This window comes from Cesiribacter sp. SM1 (assembly GCF_020178975.1).
GTDB lineage: Bacteria > Bacteroidota > Bacteroidia > Cytophagales > Cyclobacteriaceae > Cesiribacter.
Window position 1 is genome coordinate 1 of record NZ_JAHXBU010000001.1, and the last position, 21912, is coordinate 21912.

Sequence of the window (21912 nt, forward strand, 5' to 3'; positions counted from 1 at the left end):
TCGCATTGTGCAGGAGCTGGTCAACAACATCATTAAGCATGCCGAGGCCAGCCATGCCCTGGTGCAGTTAAGCCAGCACGAGCAGGTGTTATCCATTACTGTTGAGGATAACGGCAGGGGGTTTAACATGACCGATGGTAAGGGCATGGGGCTGCACAACCTAAAAACCCGCGTGCAGGATATTGGCGGACAGCTAAACATCGAATCATCCGAAGGCAATGGCACTACCGTTTACCTGGAATTCGACATCAACCCATTCCTCGAAAAACAAATTTTTCTTTCCACAGCAGTATAAACCCATACTCATATGCCCATTCAAGTTATTGGTCGCTATGCTGTGGCAGTGAGTTCATTTAAACCCTTGGGAACTGGCCTTATGAAGGTGTAACATGATAAAATATTTTACTCTTTTGACGTTTTTGTTAAGCTACCGGTTAGATTGAAAAAGTGAATTGAATCCTATGTTGTGCTTAATCAACATTACTGATAATAAATTAGCAGACTGGATGTTTGGTAATGATTTACAGCAGCTCATTAAAAAAACCGAGCTTCAGCTTTTTATGGAGGAGAGCCCTGAAAACCAAGCAGAACTCCGAGAGCTCATTCACAAACTATCAACTTTGGTATATCCTGAATCGGGTAAGATGAGATTAACAAGTCATTTCTACTTAATTGCCGATGATATAGATGAGTAGACTAAATATATTTTCGTGCCTGTACCATTTTTCTTCAAAGACGTAAAATGTTTTTCTCAACAGTCAGCGTTATAGCATAAATGTTATCCGTATTTAGGTAGACATAAAGGGGCGGCTGTTTCAGCTTCCCTTTTTACTTTGATGGTTATCAAAGGGTACTGTAAACTTGGCGGTTAAAACTCAGTATAAATGAAGCGGATTCTCGAATACACTGAATTGCATTAGTATTCGTCAAATTATGTGGGATACTGTGCTGAAGATTAAATTTGCGGGAGAGTGAGTCCTAATAATTGATGAGACCATCCTTAAGAGGTATTTGTCAGGGATGAGTAGTTGCCTCAGCTAATCGGATCATTTTTATCTGCCGCTTTAAATTCTCTTTTTAGCATGCTGTAGATATAAAGATCAGCAAAACCAGATACCAGCAGCTCACCATCCCGCTCCACTCCTTCTAATAAAAAGCCCAGCCTTTTAGCAACACCAATACTGGCTTGGTTGCCTTTGGCAATTTTTAGCTGAACTCTGTTCAACGCCAGTTCCTCAAAGCTATATTTCAGGAGCCTGTAAAGTGCTTTGGTGATAATGCCTTTTTTCTGGTGTTGGCGGGAGAGCCAGTAACCTATCTCTGCCTTCTTGTTTTCCCTGTCCATACTTTTGAAACCAATTAAACCAACAAAATTCTGCGCTACATGAATACCCAGTACAAGTTCACCGGCCTCTGCCGGTTTGCTTAAGCACTGGGCAATATATGCCTGTACATCTTCTACAGACTGGATATGGTCCACAAAAGGGAGCCAATCTCTGAAATAGCCCCTTTCAGTATCGATCGCATCAAAGAATTGTTGTGAATCGCTGTACCTTAATGCCCGCAGGCTTACATTATCAGAAATGATAAACTCAAGCATCATTGAATATCTTAAAAACTAACTTCATTATTGTATGAGTGATGCAAAAGTGCCCTAACACCCTATTTGATTGAAGAAATCATCAGAGGTAAGAGGTGTATAGATGGTTACTTCTGTAGGGGAATAGTTGACTTAATCTCCTCTATAATCAGCTTTTGCCAGGATTCCAGGTCTTTTTTAAACAGCTGTTTATGCCACCATTTTCTTAAGTTAGCACCAATCCCGCTGATAGTTCCTTGCTCTTTGAGATGAGTCTTTAACTCATTAGCTAATCTAAGCCAGGATTGCTGACGCTCTGTTTTCAGGTCTTCGCTAAACTTAAAGCCAAGGGATTTCAGGCTTGTTCTTCTCTCCCTGGAGAGTTTGGTCTTTAAGAAGCGTTGTGATCTCACCCAATTAGCGAGTTCTCTATTTTGATGGGAGGAAGGCACATCAACGTGGCCGTGCTCCTGCTTAAACTGCTTTAATTTTTCAAGGTTACGCTTCCACTGGGTATCCCGCAGGTCGGCCATTTGTTCCTTATAGAGGAATGCAACTTCTGACAACTTCTGCTTTTGATACTCTGATAAGCTATCCTCCAGGCTTCGCTGGTTGATGACCCAGCGTGCGAGCTTTTTGTCCTTATATGTAGAAGGAACCTGGCTGTTCCCCTGCTTTTGATGGTATTCACGTAGTTTTTCAAGGTTTTTCTCCCACTCATGAAGGCGGTGAGTTTCCAGGTCATCACTGAATTCAAAACCTGATTCATGGAGCAGCTTCAACTGCCATGGCTTGAGTTTATCTTTTGCTGATCGCTGGCGGGATACCCAGGCACCGAGGCGGGGCTGCTCCTGATGGCGATGGGGAACATTACAGTGTCCGTGTGCTTTTTGGAAGTTCTTGAGTTCTTCGTAGAAATACATCCACCTGGCACGGTGGGGATTTAATTTCCAGTCAAACCCCAGCGCATCGAATTTCTGAATAAGGCTTATATCCAGTTCGTTCTTTGCTTTACGCAAAGCTGCCAGTTCATTGAACAGGTCCTTGTGGGGAGCAAAAGGAGAAACATACACGTGTCCCCGCCTTGCTTTATATTCTGCTAAGCGTTCATATACATTATGTACATCTTGCGGGTAAACCACGGGAACGGGAGTGTTGTAGCATTCAATAGTTCTATTTATGGAATTAATGTAGCGAATCCAAATAACAACTAATCAAATACTTAAACGCCACTCGAGCCCCCTCATCAACAAATCTTATGTGTATAAATGTATCTTTAAAATTCCCCTATGAAAGTTGTATGGGGTAACTGCAGGTACTCTTCATGCTGCTGTGCTTCATCTCATCTGAAATTATAGCGAAGGCCAATAAGCTGATAGTCATTCCAGGTATCGAGATTGCTTTTGACAATACCTGTGATGTTGTAGCGGTACAGCAAATTAAAATACCTGTTCAGATAGATTTCTGTCCCCAGGTAGCCTATTCCACCGGCCCTGAGAGCAGCATCTTTTCTTCTGACAATTTTAGGATCAGGCTCATGCCTTTGCTCACGCGCTACATAGCGATCATAATCAATTGTGTAGCTGTTGTAGCCTTCTAATTCCTTAAAACGTTGTACTGCTACGCCAGGTCCAAGGCCTGCATTCAAATATATATACTTGCCAATTCTTAGGAAGCTGAACTTTAGCGAGGCGTAAAGTGCATATGTTTCTGTTTTATAGTGATTGTTAAAGTTGTAGTACTGATAGCTTTGAGAATAGTTGTAGCTGGAAGTGGCATACTCTCCATTGAACATTAACTGCCATTTTCTGCCAATGAACTTGCTGTAGCCAGCAGAATAACGAGCATCAGAATCTTTGGCGATCGGTGCAGTAATGTCCATTTCAAGAAATGCTCCCTGTAATCCTTTGTAGTGAAATTGGGCATAGGTGTTCCTGGCTGCTATCAGCAGCAACAGGAACAGAAGTGCCTTTTTCATATGCTAATTTGTTCTTTCGAAAACGATGGTTACGTTGGCTTTTTCCTCTACCATGCCTGCTGATTCTTCAGGAATGATGATTGCATTAATCACGACCTTACTTTCTGTTACTTCTTTGAATTCCCAGGTGTGAGTGAATGTTGAGAATTCCAAGTAACTGTCTTCAGCAATGCCAAAAAGTTTCTGCATAGCCTCTCCTTCAATCTCTACCTCTGCTTTAGAAAAGTCACTTGTGAAGCTAAGGAACATTCCTAGATCGACATAATCCTGTTCGTTGACAGAGCATGAGGTTGTGCCTTCATCGATTGCCACAGTTGTTACTGAAACTCCAATGTCTCCGAATAAGTAGATATTATCAGTTCTGCAGGCAGCCAATTGAGTAAACCAGCTTTTAGATTTTGTATCGTTTATTACCCGCTCTACATCTGCCTCCATCTTCGTCATTAGCCACTTAGAGTTCCCATTGAAAACTCTCTCTTTTAGAAATACTTCTCTTTCTGCTGGTGATGGAGGATTTACTTCTTCCTTTTCGCACGAGAACATGAACACCAGAGGTAAAAAAAGTGGGAGGATCTTTTTCATCGCTGTTTTGTAGTTTGAAAGATTAATTATTAGCAAGTGCCTGAAGCCGCAGATGCTGCTTTAATTTTTTTTCTGCTACAGTTCGTTGTACATCCCTCTTTGCTTCCTTAGACACTGCAAAAAGGCTGTCGCTCTTTTCCATAAACTCAATGGAATAGGCCATGTACTTTTCTGCCAGACGCTGAGCCTGGATACGCTGCAAGTCGGTCATGGTAAAGCGCTTCTCTTTCAGCACAGCTTTGTTCAGTTCCATTGCTTTCAGCCTGTATGTATCTGCCCATTTTCTGTATATCTGGGAAGCAGTGAGCAACCGCTTATCAAAGTATTCGTTCAGGGAGAACAAGAACTGCTGCCGTTGTTTTGCTTCCTGCTGCATGGTGTTGTAATCAGCAGGTAATGTTTGCCCCCTTCGTGTGTAGTTAAGGATTCGGTACAGCTCTTCCGCGCCACTGGATACATCTGTTTCCTGGATGATATGCTCGAACCTTACAGCATAGGGATTTTCAGCTGAATAGTCTGCATAGGAGACAAGACCCTCCCTGAATTCCCGCAACTCGGGCAGTTCGTCCTCAACCTTAGCTATCTGCGGTTCTGGCGTCATAATAGGGATACATGGTATTGGGTTGCACGGACAATCTTAAAGCATTTATTTTCCTGAAAAGGGGTGCATTACCTGGCTCATAAAAAGACAGCTAAAGATTTATGCTGACCCAACATTGCTGAAAAGAAACTTAAAAACTCAAAAATAGATTTATTGCCGCACGCTTATGGATTTGCAGCAGGCGGTGAGGTAGCCGCTGTTTATGCTTACCACATCATACTAGCATTGTTGTGCTTTTGGAAGCGCCTAATCAGTATCATCCATCGCATATATGCATGCAATAGGTTATTTTTCCTTCCTTTTCTCCTCCTTGATACGTTGTACTTCCTTTAACAACAGGGGAAAAGCAGGTTCTGTCATTCCATGGCCGTACCCATCAAGTTCATATAGCTTTGTTTCTTGATGCCCTGATATTTTCATCATTCGCATCATATAAGCATTTTCCTCATATCTGCCCAGGAGCTCCAGTTCTCTGTCCCCTGTTATCAACAACAGGGGTGGTGCATCAGCTCTTACATGATATAAGGGAGCAAGCTCGTCTATAATGGGTTGTTTGCCATCAATGCCCCTTTCCTCTCTGATGGTGAAATGAGTAATCGTATGACCACTAAAAGGAATCAAACCTGCAATTTTATTAGCATCTATCTTAAAGTTATTAAGCCAGCGTTTATCCAGACCAACCATACTTGCCAGATACCCACCGGCGGAATGCCCAGAGACAAAAATCAATTCAGCATCACCGCCAAAAGATTCGATATGATCAAAAACCCAGGCAACGGCAGCAGCCGCATCTTCAATATATTTCGGTGATTTTACTTTAGGATAAAACCTGTAGTTCACCGCTACCACTGCAACACCCTGTTCCTTTAAGGCTGCGGGTATCTCTTTATTCCCTGAAGTCAATCCACCACCATGAAACCAAATGATTGTTGCAAAGTTCTTCGATTTAGCTGGATAATAGATGTCCAAAACACAGCGATCATTGATGTATATGTCTGATTTGTTGATGGCATCATCATAATAATGTATGTTTTCCTGTAAGGCGTATTCTGATATTTGTGCAGTAACCTGAAGGGAGAACAGGAATATCACTAATAGACATTTGATTTTCTTCATGATAAATGAATGTTGCTTTAGGTAACAGACTGCATGGAGCCCTTTGCAGGGTCGTGTCCAAAGGTGAAAAGTTAGCTGTTTAGCAACTTCTGAACAACTGTGCAGGCACGATATTAGGACGAATATGTATCTCCTACTGTTGACCACACTTCCCTGAAAGGTCTTCTGCTGCAAGGGAAGAAAGTTTCAAGGCTAATAACAAAAAAGAAAAGGACATGGTAGTAAGCGGAGAAATATCCACAATCGAATAATGTTTCTACATAGTCTTAATGCTTTTTAATGACCGGGAGTGTTTCAAACTGGGTTGCATCCTTTTTTCCGCACGAAGGGCCAGTCTTCAAAACATGGAGCATGTCTGTCCAGGATTACTCGAAGCACCCGAGGCGGTGCCATACCTTATTCATTTCCATGGAATGGAATTCGATACAATTGCGGTAGGACATGGCTGCCAGGCTAATCCGCACTTTGCACATGAGTAGTATATATATGAAATAGAGAAGCGATTTACCAGCTGTAACAGCTTTCCCCAATGAGCAGGCCGTGATACCGAGAAGCACCTGCTGGAGAAATTATAGTATACTTAGCCCATGCTATTTCATGAGAAAGTTGAGCAGAAATCATTTTAATATGGCAGCTGTAAAACTCACCACACCTGTCGCTTTCTTGCCAATGGTATTTTAGACTTTTATCGCTTAGTTTCCTATTTTGCCAACAGTATGAAGGTAAAAAAAATATACCTCTTTGTTGCGGCGCTCCTGCTACTGGCATATGTTCTTAATACGCTGCTGATCCATTTTGAGTCTGCCAGTGAAAATAGTTCCATCACCAGTATGTGGCAGGCCATGTGGTATATGTTTGTTACCCTTACCACTGTTGGCTATGGCGACCTATATCCGGTAACGCCGGCAGGTAAAATCATAGGCTACATTTATGTTTTCTCCAGCCTGGGAGTCCTAGGCTTTCTTTTTAGTGCTATTTCAAATAAAATTTATTCGATTTTGGAAAACAGAAAATTGGGCTTCCATGGCACAGACTTTAAAGACCACATTCTTTTTGTAGGCTGGAATGATTTTAGCCGGCTGGTAGCAGATGAGGTGTACCACAGCGAAAAAAGAATGGCTGTTATCACTAACCGGAAAGACGACATAGATCTGATCTACTCACAGTACAGCAAAGAGCAGGTGTTTGTGCTGTTCAACGAGTTTAGCAATTTTGATGCCCTGGAAAAGGTGAATGCACAGGAAGCTGCTGCCCTGTTTATCAGTTTCGACGATGATTCCGAGGCCCTGCTGTATGTGATCAATTTTAAAAAGCTTTATCCCAAGCCCGAAATTGTAGTAAGCCTGCAAAAGCTGCAGCTAAAAGAAACCTTCAAGGCGGCTGGGGTAACGTATGTGATCACTAAAAACGAAATAGCTTCTAAGCTTGTAGCCAGCTATATTTTCGAACCCGATGTGGCAGACATGAACCTGGATCTGCTAAGCTCCGCCCGTAAGGAAGATGATTTTGACATACAGCAGTATAAGGTACTGAGCAGCAATCCATTTTTGAACAAAGACAGTGAGGCGGTTTTTCATGAGCTGAAATCCAAACACAATGCTGTTTTGCTGGGGGTGAGTAAAATGAAGGAAGGCAGGAGGATGCTAATCAAGAACCCACCGGCAGGCACCTTCATAGAGGTAGATGATTATTTGATCCTGATGTGCAGCGGACGTTCCAGGGTCGAATTAAGGAAGCTGTTCAATACCAATGAAGGCAAGGTTTCGCGTGGTTAAGATTCTGTCAGCTAGGGGCCTGTACAGAGGCAAAGTGGGCAGTTAGCAATGATTGAAACTGCTGGTTTTTTACAGCATTGCAGCTTGTTAGCTCAACATAGCATACATTCTTTTCCGGAAAGGTATGAATGGCCAGGTGGCTCTCGCCCAGCAACCAGAGGCAGGTGTAGCCATGGGGCGTAAAATGGTGCTCTGCAATATTCAGCATCTGAAAACAACATTGCTCCAGCCATTGGGACATCAGGCTTCTAAGTGTTTTGGGCGTGGTTTCAGGTACCCATGTTTTGTAGTTTTCAATCAGGGTAAACGTATCTGTTGCCGTTAATTCCATAGTCTAATACAAATCCCAGTTACCGTTTAAATAATAGCGGTACAGCACAGGGTCATTTACTTTGTTTATTTCTATACTGTCGGTGCTGACGTCATAAATATCTTTACCGAAAGAGCTGAGCAGCGACATAGCCTCTCCATTGATCCAGCGGGTTTCTACATCTTCAAACTTTAGACGGGTAAGGGCTTTCTTTAGCTGCAGGGGCGAAGCGACTTCCTTTTTCATACCCAGCACCCAGCCCCACTCACCCATAGTGATAATCTGGTTATGCATGGGAACTGTAGAAAATCCGGCTTCCTGAATGGTAAGGTCTATGCACCTGAATGCCCGTGTGGCAAAGTAGGGGCTGCCGGCTTGTGTAATGATTACGCCATATTGCTGCAGCCTGCGGTGCACCATGCTGTAAAACTCATGGCTGTACAGCTTTGCAAGCTCAGCATTGTTTGGATCGGGAAAATCCATGATCACCACATCATAGAACGCCGTATCTTTTTGCAGAAAAACAAAGCCATCGGCATTGATGATCTTTACCTTTTTATCAGAGAGTGCTCCTTTGTTTAGGTTTTTCAGTACCGGATGGCTGGTACCCAGCTCGGTCATAAGTGGATCCAGGTCTACCAGCGTAATGGTTTCTACGGAAGGGTATTTTAAGATTTCCCGAACAGCGCAACCATCGCCCCCACCCAGTACAAGCACCTTGCGGGGATTTTGCTGTAATTGCATGGCAGGGTGAACCAGGGGCTCGTGGTACATGGTTTCGTCGAGTGTGCTTAGCTGCTGATTGCCATTGATGTACAGCCAGAAATCGTTCTGCCATTGTGTAATCACTATTTTCTGGTATTTACTCTGAGCAGAATACACAATTTTATCTTTATACCGACGCTGCTCCCCATGCAGCACAATAGGCTGGGCCAGCATAATGCCTGCAAAGAGTAGCGCAGCCACACCACCCAGCATAGTGCCATACTGCAGGCGCATGCGTGGTAATATTCCCCGCCACACTAGCCACACCATGGCCACGGTTACGCTAAAGTTGATAAAAGCCAGCACAAAAGGAGTGTAGGTAAGACCCAGGAAGGGCAGGCCCACAAAAGCAAAGAAGATACCCCCTAACAGGCTGCCATAATAATCTTTCTCCAGAATGGAAGATACATTAACCCGCAGGCTCTCAAACTCATCATTTAGCCTGATCACCAGCGGAATTTCCATACCAATCAGCAGTCCTATGATAATGCTGAAGCTGTAAATGATCAAGCCGGTATACTCTGTGTAGGCGGCAGCAGTAAAAGCAGCCAGTGATGAGAGCGAGGTAAAGATGGTGAGGAGCAGCTCTATGATGATGAACTTCTGCAGCAGGTCATGTTCAAAATATTTCGAAAGCCTGCTTCCAAAGCCCATCGAAAATAGCATGGTAGATATGATGAGCGCCCACTGTACAGTAGAATCACCAATAAAATAGGAGGCCAGGGTAGAAAGAACATATTCCGCCACCACACCGGAGAGCCCTGTGGCAAACAGGGCTGCTTTCAACACAAAGGAACTAACGTTCTTCACAAATAAAGGATAATTATATACTCCAGGTAATCAGCACCGATCCGCCTATGTAGGCAAAAGCTTCTATAAAAGCCACTCCAATGTTAGGATTTGCCTGAGCCACCAGCTCATCGTTAAAGTTTCGGCCAGGCAGGAGCAGCTTATCGGCTACCACCCTCACCACCGGCAAAAACACCAGGCCTACGGCTATCTCTATGCCTACATTGCTAAGGTTCTCCTGCCAGGATTCAAACTCGCCCGAAAGCCCATAGCGAATCAGGTTGGCAATAGCAATCAAAGCACCGGCAAAGGCCACGCCAACTGCAACATTTCCCCTTTGCAGTTGTTCCTGCAGGTTAATTTTGGTGAAAGCTGAATAAAACAATGCCGTTACGATAAGCATTAGCTGTCCGATGGCCCAAAAGGCCAGGGCTGTGACAACAGACCCCCCTTCGCCGGAAACACTGCCCAGCAGCACAAGGCCTGTTGCTACGGCTATGGCCGCTTCTGCTACACCTACTGCAACATTGCGCTTGACTGTTATTTCATCGCGGATAGAAAAACGACGCAGAATAACCTTGTCATTGATGATGAGGGAAATGTTCAGCAACAGGATAGAGAGCAATCCATAAATACTGATGTCGATAACATCCTGTACCAGTCCGTGAGAGGGGCCGATAATGGCACTGCCAATGGCCAGCAGCATGCCCAGGTAGTATCCAACATGGGCTATGATAAAAGCAAAGTTATCGTGCTCTACCAGCTCTTTGTTAATCTCGATCTTTCTGTGAAACAGCCCGAATACCAGCCTGCCCACAACGAAAAGCACAAAGCACAAAGCCAGGTAAATAAGAGAGGTGATCAATGCATCGAGGAAATCCATGATGTTGGGGGATGGGGTGTGAGATTACTTGTATCGGGTGTTGTAGCTAAAGAACTCCTACTTCATTGGTTGGTGTTTAATGCCGGGCTTATTTTCCAAACCCGCCTCCACGAGAACGGGTGCTGCTGGAGCCATTATAGCGCGTGCCTGAGCGGCTTACGCTGTTGCGCACCTTGTCTTTAAATGAGCTGCTCTGCCGGTTCCAGCTGCTGCCACTATAAACCTGGCGGGTGTAACTGCCGCCGGTGCCAAAAATACGACCACCAGATCCGGTAGAACCATAATATGGCTTTCTGCCCCAGTAGTCAGTGCGGTAAGTGTCGTAGTAGGAGCGTCTAACAGGATAGGTGGCCAGGTTAAACATGCTGTTGAGGAACATATACTGCCCGTAAAATTCCCAGAAAGAGGTGCCGTTCCTTTCTACCCATTGTCCATACTGCTCATTGCCAACAAAATTGTTGTAGCCGGGAGGAGCCGCTGTTTTAGTAAGCTTGCCATCTTCGCTTTTGCTCACCAACTCCATGCCCATATCGTCTATGTGCTTACTGAATAATGCTTCCGGAACCTGCACCCAGTCGGTAAGCCGCTTTTCCGGTGCTTCACCTTTTTTTATTTCAATGATTTCGTACTGGTGGTAATAATCCTCAAAAACAGTACCTTCTACATTCATATCATGCAGAATGATGGAGTAGGCGGGCACATCAGACAAATCTCTAATAAGGTTATCGAGCGGGCTTTTTTCAAAGTCATTACCACACGATGTCAATACAAAGGCAAGGAGGGTGAATACTGCTAATTTTCGAATCATGTAGCCGCTTGTTTTGCAGGAATAATATTACTAATCTCAAAGACTCTCAATACCTTGCCAACAGATGCCTCAAACTCACGCTCGCCCCACTGCTCAATGTTCAGGGTGTGGGTTTCGGTTTCGTCGTAATAGGTCCAGGAGATGTGCTCCACCCACTGGTCGGGCGTGTCTTCTTCATTAAAATAGCCAGGGCTTTCTCCTTCCAGGTGATATTCAATTCCTTTGAATACAATTTTTTTGGGCGGTTGCCCATGCTTGCTGATGTAATCCGACAGCTCGGGGTCTACAGAAGTTGGTTTTACCTTTTCGCAAAGCTGCAGCTCCAGTTCATCATCTTCTTCTACATGCAGAAAGCGAGTTTCCCTGCCATTAAAGACTTTGTACTCACGGGTAAAAAAATGATTGCCCCAATCGTAATTGTACACTTCTTTTACCTCCCAGGAGCTGAGGTCATAATCAAAGATATATCCCTTTTTCATTTTAGCTACGCTTAGGTTCAGGGGGTCTATCTCTTCCCGATTTTCTTTTTTACCGAACAGATTATCAAAAAAACCCATAGTGCTGCTTATTTTTTATCCTGTGCCATTTTTGCTTTGAGTGCTGCCAGGGCATCAGATTGTGTGCCACTACCTGCTGCCAAGGCAGCATCAATTTCACTGTCCAGACTTCTGGACTCGTTGGCAATCTGTCCATAGCTTTCTGCCATAGCTTCTTCCTGAGCCACCCTTTCTTTCATGCGCTCCAGCATGCTCACAGTGCCGGAGGCGTCAACCTGCGCCAGTTGCTTATTCAGGTTAATGGTTGCCTTGTTTACCTTGTCTCTTGCCTTCAGGGTTTTCAGCTCGTTTTCGTAGGTGCTGATGGTGGAGCGCAGCTGGCGTGTTTTAGTTTCAATCTGTGCTACTGATTGATCGAACTGCTCTTTATCTCGCAAGGAGCTTGCGTAGAGCTCTTCAGACTCACTTTTTCGCTGCAGGGCTTCTGCTGCCAGACGGTCTGCTTCTGCGGCATTAAGCTCGCCCCGCTGTGCTTTTTGCAACAGCTTAATGGCTTTGTTTTCATAATCTGCTGCCTGGCTTTTGTACCTGTGCATGTCGTTGTTGGCACGTATGGCCATGGCTTTCACCTCGGCTAGGGCTTCCAGGCTTCTGTTCAAATCTACCTTCAGGTCTTTGATGCCCTGTTCGGTGAGTTTGATGGGATCTTCGAGGTTATTGATGGCAGCGTGTGCCTCTGCCTGGCCTATTTTGAATAATCTGCTTAAAAGTCCCATGATGTTTTAGTTTTTAGAGAATTCAAGTAACTGATCGGTGTATTCGATCATCAGCAACTCCAGTGCCTGTAATGTTCCCTGGAGCTCGTTCAGGTCCAGGTTTTCCAGTTGTAGAGTGTCCCTGAAGATTACCTGCTTCCCTGTATCATCGAGTGCAAAAGCACCATGAACCATCTCTCTGTTCTTCTTCAAAAGTTCCTTGAAGGTGGTTAAGTTGTCGCTGTTCATGGCGAATAGGTGCTGTTCCATGATTAGGATAGGATCCGTGCAGATCAGCACCAGGTTTTTGATGCCAGCCTCTTCTTTGTCGGCTACCAGTACATTGTCATCCGGAAACTCTTTGATAATGGCAATATCGAGGTCCAGTAAATAGTCTTTAACTTTTGTATAATAGGGATCCATAATGGCTGCTATCAGAAAATAGATGAGAGTGTCACATTGAATCTGCTGCTGTTGCTGTAGAGCAGTCTGCTCTCCAAATTCTTCCCATATTATCATATGTTAAGGAAAGCTCCAAAACTGATAAAGTAAACTTTGTTAAAAAACAGGGGAATGGTTCAATGAGTTGTTGTTATGCAACAGCCACAACAGAATAAAGTAAGGGGCTTTCAACGCTTTTTTTCATTGAACAACATAACAGATATTTTACGTCCATCAAGTATTGGCGGCGAGCAGCCCCTGCTATATTTTAATCAGGTTGTGTCTGATGAGTCAAGCGAGAGGGTGTTCTTTTGCAGTTTCTCTAAATGAGAAGATATGAGCTATCAGTTGAACAGTGGGAGAAAATAGGTAGTTTATATCCAGATAGTAAAGGTAAGCCTGGAAGTCAATGGAGGGACCATCACATGGTATTGCACGGGATGTTCTGGGTGTTCAATAGCGGGATCTTCCGGAACACTATGATAAGTGGAAAATAGCATATGATTGGTTTAGGCAGTGTCGTATAGACGAATTCTATAATAAGCTACTGGCATGGCTTTAGCTAGAGCGAAAGAGGAAAGTCTGATAGATTAGAATTCATGGCAGGTTGACTCCATCGCAGTAAGAGCGCAGAAGTCAGCTGCTGGCGCTGGCCTAAAACGAGGTTCATGCCCGACGAATATCATCTAAGAGAGCAGGAACCATAGATCACGATGTGAGTACATTGGAAAGGAGCAAGTTAGCAGCTAGTAGCGACACTTGCTCGAGAAATATGGCTCAGGAACGGCTCCACTGCCGACCCCGCTCGATCTATACCGGGAGCTGCTAACGGCAACGTCAGATTCACTCCAACACCTGCTGCACGACATTTTCGCGGCACACACCTTTTGGGAACTCGAAACGAATAAAGCTACTGCCAGACAAAATAATGCAGGAAAATGTGAAGTGGACCTCGATGTGAAGGCAAGTAAGGTGGTGGTGGATATGAATGGTTTGGAGGCCCTTGTCCCGATGAATGACTGGATAGAGATTAGGGAATTTGCTCCCGCTGAGAAGGGTTTAGCGTCCGACAAACCAATCTACTTGCAGAAATATGGCATCCACTCTGGTGCGCAGACAACTGTGGTGACGGTGCTGAGCAAACTTGTACACGCTGCCATCAATTCTTAGTATCTGCTAATTGATTTTGAGATTGGCATAACCTGGTGGAAGTCACGAGAGTGAGATATAATCTATGACAATACTGTCCTACATCCCGAATACTAGTCAAACTTCCTGAAGGGTATTAAAGCCAGGGATACGCTGTTGATGTCTACTGAAATATCGTTTGTAGGATGCATGTTGGATATTGAATGAAAGTATCTAAGGGTCACGCCCCCTGTCAGCTTCCAAATAGGTCTGTACACGCCTACCCCACCCCAAAAGCCATGTTCATTATCAGAAAGTGCTAAGGCTTCTCCCTCACTCTTTTGAACAATATTTTGGTAAACCATTTCGCTTTCCCTTCTGGTGCTGGTGTGGAGGTAACGACTGAAGTAGCCTCCTGCATTAAAAAATATTGTGCTTTTTCTTCTAAAGAAGGAATATCGCAGCGATACAGGTATCAGCAAGCTCGAAAGATCGATATAGGTGTTGTGATAGTGTTGTCTGAACCCCTCATCAACGATCACAAAATTTGAAAAGCAGATTAAATTTAAGGCAAGTGGACACTACCGGCTTGATTGTAAACTTGTAACGGTTGCAGCGGTGGCTTGTAAGCTCCCCCTTTTTAGGACTATCTAGAAGTAGAGAATTCTACTCATTTTCAAATAAAGGTCGATAGCTACTACTATCGTTATGGGTGTTAATTGTGGGTAACTCCGCAGGGGTTATCCACAATTAACACCCTGGTTGCTCTATGGGCATACTCCACTGGACTCATTCCATTTAGACTGTCATGAGGCCTGAAGTGGTTGTAATCCTGCATCCATTTTTCGGTGATTGCCCGTACTTCATCTAAGGTATCGAAGATATAAACATCCAGTACATTTCTTCTGTAGGTTCCGTTGAATCGTTCTACAAAAGCATTCTGCGTTGGCTTGCCAGGCTGAATATAGCAGAACTCGATACCATGCATTTTGCTCCATTCCTCCATGAGTGAGGCGATAAACTCTGGTCCATTATCCATTCTGATTTTTCTGGGCTTTTGCCTTCTTCTGATCAGGTGGTTGAGCACCCAGACCACTCTGTTGCTCTTCAGGGAATAGTCGATTTCGATATGCAGTGCTTCTCTATTGAAGTCATCCATCACATTAAAAGATCTGAACTTGCGGCCATTATCCAGTGCATCACTCATAAAGTCAATCGACCAAGTGTCATTAAGCTTTGAGGGAACCTCCAGAGGCTCTTTCACCCGCTGGGGAAGCCTTTTCTTCACTTTCCTTCTGATGCTTAAGCCAAAGCTCTTATAGATCCTATACACCTTTTTGTGGTTCCATGGATTTCCTTCTTTGCGCAGCCTATCGTAGGCTTTCCGCGCGGCGGCCGCCAGAATCCCTCCCTTGGAAAGTCTTCAGCTTTCTGCCGCAGCGCATCCTGCACAGGGACATCATCTTTTTGGCTCTGATAGTAGTAAACTGACTTGCTTAGATTCAATACACGGCATGCCCTGCTGATACCGCACTGGCTTTCTTTGACGACCTCTTCTGCTATTTGTTTCTTTTGGCAGGGCGCTAGAGCTTTTTTTCGATGATCTCCTTGGCAATCTTTAGATCCAGCGCCAACTCAGCATACATCTTTTTAAGCCTGGTATTTTCCTCCTCCAGTTCCTTGAGGCGTTTCATCTCTTTAGCATCCATGCCGCCGTAGCGTTCCCGCCACTTGTAGAAGGCAGCTTGACTTACGCCATGCTCTCGGCTGATCTCTGCTGCACTCTTCCCTGTCGCACCGGCGCCCCGGCTCAAACTCCTTGAGGATCTTGGAAATCTGTTCGGGGGTAAAGGTCTTTCTTTTCATAGTCTACAGTTTAAAGTTAAGGTGATTTCCTCTACTTTTAAACTGTCCTATTTTCAGGGGAGCTTACACCATCTCTAGTAAGATCTCCTGCATAAAATACCCTATCACCTTTTTTAAAGAGTGCAACATCATCGCCCTTAGCCTCTACTATGCCGATTGCATCCCATCCGATTACCTTCGGAGTATCCTGTTGTTTATCTTTAAGGCTGTTTTTTCTTATTTTATAATCAACAGGGTTGACCGATATAGCTTCAACTTTTACCAAAAGGTCTTTTCCTTTGGCCGTCGGTATCTCTTTATCAAACTCAATAAAGCTATCAGCTTCATCAATGGGTAATGACGTTTTAAATCCAATTGCTTTCATAAATCTGTTCCTTTGCATTTGTAGTCTTTCTAAAAACTGCTTCCATCAACTCTTGTGACCTGTATTGATGGATCGTTTAGGAAACTGTCGTTATAAATTTACGGAAGTCTCTTGAGGAGAAAAATGTTTCCAAAACTGATCCTGTACATATTCCATCAGGAGATTATTCAGCGATATTTACTTGTTCCATAATTCAATAAGCCTGATTTCTTGATTTTACAGCGGTCCTAAATCTAGGAGGGGGTCAGACTACAAGTAAGCTATTTATTATTGCTCCTATCCTTCTACCACAGTTGCTTTTACTATCTCTACTCCCCTAAACCCACACAGTTGATTGAGGAGAACACAAAGGCCCATAATTATGAAAAAAGGTCAAATGAACTATAGGAAAAGCCGTGAAATTATGAATAATTTTTGTACCCCATTTGTACCACAACCCGTAATTGCAATATACATTCTCCTGATATACAATGATATATCAAAATATGTTACATTCTGTATCGGTAAATAAATTGTACTATTATATGATTTCGTAATTAAAAGCACGTAATAAATAGTAGTGTATATGGGAAAGAGCCCCCTCATAAAATTGTTCTAAATTCGGTAAGGAGACTTTCTGATTCTATTCAGAACTAGCCTTACCTTAAGTGGAACAGGGACCAAGGAGTTATTGCTAACAGCAGGTTAGGACTGGTTTAGCAGCTTATTTTTTTATATTTACCGCCTTTTATCATCTCCTCTATCTTCTCCGGCAACATGATCGGCATGATAGCCGCCACGCTGTCCCATGGGTTTATCTTCACCGGTTGTAGTATCCCGGCTGGTTTGATGTTCCATTTCAGAATTGATTTCCGCACCGAGGAGGATAACAAATGCTGTAAGATAGAACCATAACATAAGTATGATTACTGCCGCAAAACTGCCATAGGTTGCATCAAAGCTGCCAAAGTTTTTTACATAGAGGGTAAAAAGCAGCGATCCTGCAAGCCATAATACTGTAGCTATTATAGCTCCCCAGCTGGTCCATTTAAATTCAGGACTTTCACGATAGGGTGCCACTTTATAAACCACAGCCAACGCAGATATTACTATCAGTGCCAGTATGGGCCATCGTACTAATTGAACAATCGTTTCTAATGTTGAGGGCAAACCGATCATATCGATAACAGCGGGAAAAACCACAATCATTGCAATAGCAAGAAAGCCTATAATAATGCCACATATAGTAAACAGTAGTGTAAGGGCGTTTAACTTAATAAAGCCGCGTTCATCTTTTTCATTATAGGTAATATTAACTCCTTCAAAAACTGCCTTTGTACCTTTATTGGCACTCCAAAGACTGATCAGTATACTCAAAACTAAACTCCAGCCTAGAGATGATCCTGACTTTTCGGATTGCTGTTCTAAAATTTTGCTAACCATTTGGTGTGCCTGCTCAGGAAGGGCATTTGCAAGCTGGCTCATCTGCTGCTCTACCTGTGCCGGCTCCATTAGCAGCCCATAAATAGATAAAGCAGCTGCAATAGTGGGAAAAATTGCCAGGAAAAAATAAAATGCAATTCCTGCTGAAATGATAGTTACATGATCCTTTGTCAGCTGATCCTTTACTCGTGAGGCAATATCTTTCCAGCCTTTCTTTGGTATTTGTGTCGGCTTTTTGGCGTTGCGACCTCTATTTTCTGCTGATGTATTGCCCATAATAATATTACTACCTGCTAAGATTAAAAGATAATGACCGAAAGAGATAAAAAATTTAATCTGCTCCAGTCAGATATACTTAAAAAAACAGGATGTTACATTAAATGTTCGATGATTGTCTACCTGTGATGCTCAGCAGTATTTAAGGTGGCACCTATAATACGGGCATTATTCAATTCCTATTCAAACAGTGTTCACCTATAAACCAGCTACGCCAGTGGTCAGGCATGCCTCCTGATGCTAAAATTGAGGAGGAAGCTGGAGCATTTCTTTAGAAATCACACAAATGAAGATGCGGAAGTTAAAGATGTAGCGCAGAGATTCAGAGCTGCAGTCGTTTATGAAACAGAACTTACAGGGTGTGAAAGTCTAAAAGCTAGGAGTGCGGAAGCTGACTGCATTCTATCATAAAAAAAATTCCACTGGAAGCTTCCTGTTTATGTTGGAGAAATCTGCCTTTGGGTTACTCCTCTCCTATTTTTTTGTGAGTCGGCACATCTAAATCTTTTCCCCTAGTGAAACATCTACAGGCAAGTAGCTAATCTGAACCTATGATTCATGTAATGGTTATTAAGAATTAGCTTGAAAAGCTCTATATTACTCAATTAGCCAATCCAATACCTCATGTCCAGGAAGATAAGCATCAATGACGATCAGCTCAAGATATTTGAAACTGTTCCTGACCTTTATTTGATTCTCTCACCTGAACTACACATTCTCACTGCCAGTGATGCATACCTGGAAGCTACATTCACTCTTCGGGAGGAAATAGTAGGCAAGTTTATATTTGATGCCTTTCCTGATAATCCTAATACACACCAGGCAAATGCTGTTTCCAATGTGTATGATTCTTTGAAGAAGGTATTAGCTACTGGAAAGCCAGACAAGATGGCACTGCAGCGATATGACGTTCCCAAACCTGATACAAAGGAAGGATTTGAAAAGAAATACTGGCAGCCAATACATACGCCTGTTCTCGATAAGCAAAAAAACGTGCTGTACATTATTCAAAAGGTAAACGATGTAACCCAGCAGGTAGAACGTAAAGCCAGGATTGAAATACTTGAAGAGCAGCAACAACAAGACAGGGAGAAACTTGAACAGCAGCATAACTTGCTAAAGATGTTGCTCGAACAAGCTCCTGTTGGGATTAGTCTATTCCAGGGAGAGGATTTGGTGATCACTTCGGCAAACGCTATGATCTGTGATATGTGGGGACATAGCGCCGAACAGACCCTTGGTAAGCCACTGCTGGTCGCAATTCCTGAACTAAGGGGACAGGGTTTTGATGCCTTGCTTCAAAACGTACTGCGTTCAGGCATACCCTATCATGGAAGAGAGCAGGCTGCGCAGCTGCTGACAAACGGTAAGCTGGAAACCAAATATTTCAACTTTTCTTACCTGGCCCTTAAAGACCGGAATGGTGCAAAAATAGGTATTTTAACTGTTGCCGCTGAGGTTACTCAGCAGGTACTGGCGCGTCAGCAGCTTGAGCAGAGTTTCAAAAAGGAGCAAAAACTTAATGAAGAACTAGCGGCTCTCAACGAAGAGCTCAGAGCTACAAATGAAGAATTGGCCTGGGCAACGAAAGCACTAGAAAAACTTAATACTGAGCTGGAGGAACGGGTTCATGGAAGAACTAAAGAGCTAAAGCTTGCCCAGCAGGAAACGGAACGCCAACGAAAAGTATTACACGATCTTTTTATGAATGCTCCGGCTCCCATTGTTATTCTTGATGGAGAGGAGATGGTTTATGAACTCGTTAATCCGGCCTATCAGCAAATCTTTCCGGGAAGGGAGCTTTTAGGAAAAACACTGCTGGAGGCACTGCCTGAATTATCAGAAACCCAGATTCCAGCTATGCTGGATCATGTTTTTACTACCGGTGAGACCCTTGTTGCTAATGAGCTGCTCCTAATGCTGGTTCGATATGAAGGGGCACCACTAGAGGAGATTTACTGGACCTTCACTTGCCAGGCTCGCCGCAATCAACAGGGGGAAGTGAATGGCATTATAGTGTTTGCTCACGAGGTTACCGACTATGTACTAGCCCGCAAAAAACAGAAGAAAGCGAGCAACAGCTGCGTTCCATTATTGAAAGCTCTCCTTTCCCCATTGGTGTTTTCTTTGGAAAAGAAATGCGCATACAATTTGCCAATAAGGCTATTCAGGATAGCTGGACTAAAGGTCCGGATGTGATTGGTAAACGATACAGAGATGTGTTGCCTGAGCTGGAGAATCAGGCAGTGTTCGAACACTTAGATCGGGTATTTGAGACAGGTATTCCTTATCATAGCAGAAACAATCCGCTATACCTGCTTATAAATGGAAGGCCGCAAACGTTTTACTATAACTATAGTTTCACGCCTCTTTTTAATGATGCTGATGAAGTGTATGGCATTATCAATTCCGGTGCAGATAATACAGAATTGATACTTGCCCAGCAAAGAGTGAAAGAAAGCGAATCCCGCTACCGCAGCATGATTGAACAAATACCGGTAGCCATTGCCCTTACCCGTGGCAATGATCATGTGTTTGAAGATATGAACCCTCCAATGCTACGCACTATAGGGAGGGAACATAAAGGGGAGGTGATCGGAAAGAAGGTAATTGAGGTAATGCCAGAGATCAAAGGCCAGGCAGTGGTGAAGACTTACCAGGATGTTCTGGAAACAGGTGAGGCTTATACTGGAAATGAAGTGCCTGTTACCCTTAGGCAAGGAGATAAGCTGAAGCAGCACTACTTAAATATTTCTTATACACCCCTTCTGGAAGAGGGCAAGGTTACAGGTCTTATACATGCAGCCGTTGATGTTACAGAACAGGTAGAAGTCCGTAAAAAGATAGAAGAAAGTCAGAAAGAGCTGAAGCGGTTTAAATTCATGGCCGACCAGGCCCATGATTTATTTGTTCTTATGCAGGAAGATGGATCTTTTGCCTACCTCAATAAAAAAGCTTTATGGGCATGGGGGTATAGTGAAGAAGAAATTCAGCACTTACGGGTACCTGATGTAGATCCTATCTTGAATCAAAAAGCTTTTTTACAACTCTTCGCAAAGGCACAAAAAGAAAGTATTCTACAATTTGAAACCCAGCATAAAACTAAGGAAGGGCACATTTTCCCCGTAGAGGTTAACGCGGTTGGGTTGACCATTGGCGAGAAACCTTACCTGTTTGCAGTAGCAAGAGATATCTCTCATCGCAAACAATCAGAAGAAGAGATAAAAGAAAAAAACGCACAATTAGTCAGGATCAATAACGATCTGGATAACTTCATCTATACAGCTTCACATGACTTAAAAGCACCTATCTCCAACATTGAAGCGCTTCTTAATGCTTTGCTTAGAACGCTCCCCCCGGAAAGTTTATCTCTGGAGCGCCCCAAGCGCATCACTTCTATGATGCAGGAGTCGGTGGAACGCTTCAAAAAGACCATTGCTAACCTCACGGAGGTAGTAAAACTCCAGAAGGAAAATAACGGGGAGGCGGTAATGGTAGAGCTTTCGGAGGTGATTAAGGATGTACGACTGGATCTGGAGCAGTTAATACAAAGCGCGGGTGCTGAAATAGAAGTAGATGTAGCTGACTGCCCTTGTATTCACTTCTCGGAGAAAAACCTGCGATCAGTGGTATACAACCTGCTCTCTAACGCAATTAAGTATCGTGCACCAGAGCGGGTGCCACGGGTGCAAATCACTTGCAAAAGTATTTCTGACTATAATGTGCTCTCGGTGAAAGATAATGGCCTGGGCATGGAACCAAGCCGTATCGACCAGCTCTTTACCATGTTCAAACGCTTCCATTCCCATGTAGAGGGCACCGGCATCGGTCTTTATATGATCAAGAAGATGGTAGAGAATGCCGGAGGGAGAATTGAAGTGGAAAGCCAACTTGGAGAAGGAACTACTTTCCATGTTTACTTTAAATGTTAATGCCCTTTCCTTATTTACCCAACCTTCTACCTACACAAATTACCC

At 43.6% G+C, this 21912-nt stretch carries 22 protein-coding genes and 1 pseudogene; 6 read left to right on the forward strand and 17 right to left on the reverse strand.

Annotation, left to right across the window (positions count from 1 at the left end):
* Both KWJ01_RS00005 and KWJ01_RS00010 read left to right on the forward strand, forming a co-directional pair.
* The coding region (locus tag KWJ01_RS00005) for a sensor histidine kinase (protein WP_255650966.1) at positions 1 to 295 on the forward strand (295 nt) is incomplete at its 5' end.
* A gap of 166 nt (positions 296 to 461) precedes the next feature.
* On the forward strand, positions 462 to 695 hold the full coding sequence (locus KWJ01_RS00010; RefSeq protein WP_224994213.1) for a hypothetical protein: 234 nt from the start codon (positions 462 to 464) through the stop codon (positions 693 to 695).
* A 338-nt stretch (positions 696 to 1033) separates the two neighbouring features.
* Here the strand turns inward: KWJ01_RS00010 and KWJ01_RS00015 are convergent, their stop codons facing one another.
* The 6 genes from KWJ01_RS00015 to KWJ01_RS00040 all read right to left on the reverse strand — a co-directional run bounded on the left by KWJ01_RS00015 (position 1034) and on the right by KWJ01_RS00040 (position 5856).
* Entirely contained in the window at positions 1034 to 1603 is a 570-nt protein-coding gene (locus tag KWJ01_RS00015) for a GNAT family N-acetyltransferase (protein ID WP_224994214.1), read from the reverse strand.
* A gap of 104 nt (positions 1604 to 1707) precedes the next feature.
* Positions 1708 to 2721: a helicase associated domain-containing protein gene (locus KWJ01_RS00020; protein ID WP_224994215.1), complete on the reverse strand. Its 1014-nt coding sequence runs from the start codon at positions 2719 to 2721 to the stop codon at positions 1708 to 1710.
* A gap of 200 nt (positions 2722 to 2921) precedes the next feature.
* Complete coding sequence (locus tag KWJ01_RS00025) at positions 2922 to 3557, reverse strand: hypothetical protein (protein WP_224994216.1); 636 nt, start codon at positions 3555 to 3557, stop codon at positions 2922 to 2924.
* 3 nt (positions 3558 to 3560) lie between these two features.
* Positions 3561 to 4139, reverse strand: coding sequence for a hypothetical protein (locus tag KWJ01_RS00030; protein ID WP_224994217.1), 579 nt, complete (start codon positions 4137 to 4139; stop codon positions 3561 to 3563).
* Between the two features lie 22 nt (positions 4140 to 4161).
* Entirely contained in the window at positions 4162 to 4740 is a 579-nt protein-coding gene (locus KWJ01_RS00035) for a hypothetical protein (RefSeq protein WP_224994218.1), read from the reverse strand.
* A gap of 285 nt (positions 4741 to 5025) precedes the next feature.
* Positions 5026 to 5856: an alpha/beta hydrolase gene (locus KWJ01_RS00040; RefSeq protein ID WP_224994219.1), complete on the reverse strand. Its 831-nt coding sequence runs from the start codon at positions 5854 to 5856 to the stop codon at positions 5026 to 5028.
* A gap of 716 nt (positions 5857 to 6572) precedes the next feature.
* Between KWJ01_RS00040 and KWJ01_RS00045 the strand changes: the two genes are divergently transcribed.
* A complete protein-coding gene (locus tag KWJ01_RS00045) occupies positions 6573 to 7631 on the forward strand; it encodes a TrkA family potassium uptake protein (RefSeq protein ID WP_224994220.1) in 1059 nt (352 codons plus the stop codon).
* 7 nt (positions 7632 to 7638) lie between these two features.
* On the opposite strand, the gene KWJ01_RS00050 is transcribed toward KWJ01_RS00045, so the two are convergent.
* The 7 genes from KWJ01_RS00050 to KWJ01_RS00080 all read right to left on the reverse strand — a co-directional run bounded on the left by KWJ01_RS00050 (position 7639) and on the right by KWJ01_RS00080 (position 12957).
* Positions 7639 to 7962: an S-adenosylmethionine decarboxylase gene (locus KWJ01_RS00050; protein WP_224994221.1), complete on the reverse strand. Its 324-nt coding sequence runs from the start codon at positions 7960 to 7962 to the stop codon at positions 7639 to 7641.
* A 3-nt stretch (positions 7963 to 7965) separates the two neighbouring features.
* Entirely contained in the window at positions 7966 to 9516 is a 1551-nt protein-coding gene (locus KWJ01_RS00055) for a polyamine aminopropyltransferase (protein ID WP_224994222.1), read from the reverse strand.
* A 13-nt stretch (positions 9517 to 9529) separates the two neighbouring features.
* A complete protein-coding gene (locus tag KWJ01_RS00060; RefSeq protein ID WP_224994223.1) occupies positions 9530 to 10378 on the reverse strand; it encodes a DUF350 domain-containing protein in 849 nt (282 codons plus the stop codon).
* An 88-nt stretch (positions 10379 to 10466) separates the two neighbouring features.
* A complete protein-coding gene (locus KWJ01_RS00065) occupies positions 10467 to 11186 on the reverse strand; it encodes a hypothetical protein (RefSeq protein ID WP_224994224.1) in 720 nt (239 codons plus the stop codon).
* Positions 11183 to 11743: a DUF4178 domain-containing protein gene (locus KWJ01_RS00070; RefSeq protein ID WP_224994225.1), complete on the reverse strand. Its 561-nt coding sequence runs from the start codon at positions 11741 to 11743 to the stop codon at positions 11183 to 11185. Before KWJ01_RS00070 ends, KWJ01_RS00065 begins: the two co-directional genes overlap by 4 nt.
* Positions 11744 to 11751: 8 nt before the next feature.
* Complete coding sequence (locus KWJ01_RS00075) at positions 11752 to 12459, reverse strand: PspA/IM30 family protein (RefSeq protein WP_224994226.1); 708 nt, start codon at positions 12457 to 12459, stop codon at positions 11752 to 11754.
* A 6-nt stretch (positions 12460 to 12465) separates the two neighbouring features.
* Entirely contained in the window at positions 12466 to 12957 is a 492-nt protein-coding gene (locus KWJ01_RS00080) for a YbjN domain-containing protein (RefSeq protein WP_224994227.1), read from the reverse strand.
* Between the two features lie 681 nt (positions 12958 to 13638).
* Here KWJ01_RS00080 and KWJ01_RS00085 point away from each other — a divergent pair.
* The gene (locus KWJ01_RS00085) at positions 13639 to 14049 is read left to right on the forward strand and encodes a hypothetical protein (protein WP_224994228.1); all 411 of its coding nucleotides are present in this window, start codon (positions 13639 to 13641) and stop codon (positions 14047 to 14049) included.
* Positions 14050 to 14141: 92 nt separating this feature from the next.
* Here KWJ01_RS00085 and KWJ01_RS00090 read toward each other — a convergent pair whose 3' ends face one another.
* The 4 genes and pseudogenes from KWJ01_RS00090 to KWJ01_RS00105 form a co-directional block, all read right to left on the reverse strand.
* On the reverse strand, positions 14142 to 14549 hold the full coding sequence (locus KWJ01_RS00090; RefSeq protein WP_224994229.1) for a hypothetical protein: 408 nt from the start codon (positions 14547 to 14549) through the stop codon (positions 14142 to 14144).
* A gap of 173 nt (positions 14550 to 14722) precedes the next feature.
* Positions 14723 to 15873 (reverse strand): annotated as a pseudogene (locus KWJ01_RS00095) (IS3 family transposase).
* Between the two features lie 37 nt (positions 15874 to 15910).
* Positions 15911 to 16237, reverse strand: a complete 327-nt coding sequence (locus tag KWJ01_RS00100) for an alcohol dehydrogenase catalytic domain-containing protein (RefSeq protein WP_370634608.1) — start codon at positions 16235 to 16237, stop codon at positions 15911 to 15913.
* Between the two features lie 717 nt (positions 16238 to 16954).
* Positions 16955 to 17935 carry a YihY/virulence factor BrkB family protein gene (locus KWJ01_RS00105; RefSeq protein WP_224994230.1) on the reverse strand — a complete coding sequence of 327 codons (981 nt, stop codon included), beginning with the start codon at positions 17933 to 17935 and terminating at the stop codon, positions 16955 to 16957.
* A 624-nt stretch (positions 17936 to 18559) separates the two neighbouring features.
* Between KWJ01_RS00105 and KWJ01_RS00110 the strand changes: the two genes are divergently transcribed.
* The gene (locus KWJ01_RS00110) at positions 18560 to 20134 is read left to right on the forward strand and encodes a PAS domain-containing protein (protein ID WP_224994231.1); all 1575 of its coding nucleotides are present in this window, start codon (positions 18560 to 18562) and stop codon (positions 20132 to 20134) included.
* Positions 20074 to 21867, forward strand: coding sequence for a PAS domain-containing sensor histidine kinase (locus KWJ01_RS00115; protein WP_255650967.1), 1794 nt, complete (start codon positions 20074 to 20076; stop codon positions 21865 to 21867). Before KWJ01_RS00110 ends, KWJ01_RS00115 begins: the two co-directional genes overlap by 61 nt.
* The last annotated feature ends 45 nt before the right edge of the window (positions 21868 to 21912 follow it).

What these genes read in the sequence shown, in the direction of transcription:
- KWJ01_RS00045 (WP_224994220.1), top strand. Translation starts at nt 6,573, where the DNA reads ATGAAGGTAAAAAAAATATACCTCTTTGTTGCGGCGCTCCTGCTACTG.
- KWJ01_RS00010 (WP_224994213.1), top strand. Translation starts at nt 462, where the DNA reads ATGTTGTGCTTAATCAACATTACTGATAATAAATTAGCAGACTGGATG.
- KWJ01_RS00050 (WP_224994221.1), bottom strand. Translation starts at nt 7,962, where the DNA reads ATGGAATTAACGGCAACAGATACGTTTACCCTGATTGAAAACTACAAA.
- KWJ01_RS00060 (WP_224994223.1), bottom strand. Translation starts at nt 10,378, where the DNA reads ATGGATTTCCTCGATGCATTGATCACCTCTCTTATTTACCTGGCTTTG.
- KWJ01_RS00025 (WP_224994216.1), bottom strand. Translation starts at nt 3,557, where the DNA reads ATGAAAAAGGCACTTCTGTTCCTGTTGCTGCTGATAGCAGCCAGGAAC.
- KWJ01_RS00105 (WP_224994230.1), bottom strand. Translation starts at nt 17,935, where the DNA reads ATGGGCAATACATCAGCAGAAAATAGAGGTCGCAACGCCAAAAAGCCG.
- KWJ01_RS00040 (WP_224994219.1), bottom strand. Translation starts at nt 5,856, where the DNA reads ATGAAGAAAATCAAATGTCTATTAGTGATATTCCTGTTCTCCCTTCAG.
- KWJ01_RS00100 (WP_370634608.1), bottom strand. Translation starts at nt 16,237, where the DNA reads ATGAAAGCAATTGGATTTAAAACGTCATTACCCATTGATGAAGCTGAT.
- KWJ01_RS00115 (WP_255650967.1), top strand. Translation starts at nt 20,074, where the DNA reads ATGCGCATACAATTTGCCAATAAGGCTATTCAGGATAGCTGGACTAAA.
- KWJ01_RS00035 (WP_224994218.1), bottom strand. Translation starts at nt 4,740, where the DNA reads ATGACGCCAGAACCGCAGATAGCTAAGGTTGAGGACGAACTGCCCGAG.
- KWJ01_RS00110 (WP_224994231.1), top strand. Translation starts at nt 18,560, where the DNA reads ATGTCCAGGAAGATAAGCATCAATGACGATCAGCTCAAGATATTTGAA.
- KWJ01_RS00080 (WP_224994227.1), bottom strand. Translation starts at nt 12,957, where the DNA reads ATGATAATATGGGAAGAATTTGGAGAGCAGACTGCTCTACAGCAACAG.
- KWJ01_RS00030 (WP_224994217.1), bottom strand. Translation starts at nt 4,139, where the DNA reads ATGAAAAAGATCCTCCCACTTTTTTTACCTCTGGTGTTCATGTTCTCG.
- KWJ01_RS00075 (WP_224994226.1), bottom strand. Translation starts at nt 12,459, where the DNA reads ATGGGACTTTTAAGCAGATTATTCAAAATAGGCCAGGCAGAGGCACAC.
- KWJ01_RS00070 (WP_224994225.1), bottom strand. Translation starts at nt 11,743, where the DNA reads ATGGGTTTTTTTGATAATCTGTTCGGTAAAAAAGAAAATCGGGAAGAG.
- KWJ01_RS00065 (WP_224994224.1), bottom strand. Translation starts at nt 11,186, where the DNA reads ATGATTCGAAAATTAGCAGTATTCACCCTCCTTGCCTTTGTATTGACA.
- KWJ01_RS00015 (WP_224994214.1), bottom strand. Translation starts at nt 1,603, where the DNA reads ATGATGCTTGAGTTTATCATTTCTGATAATGTAAGCCTGCGGGCATTA.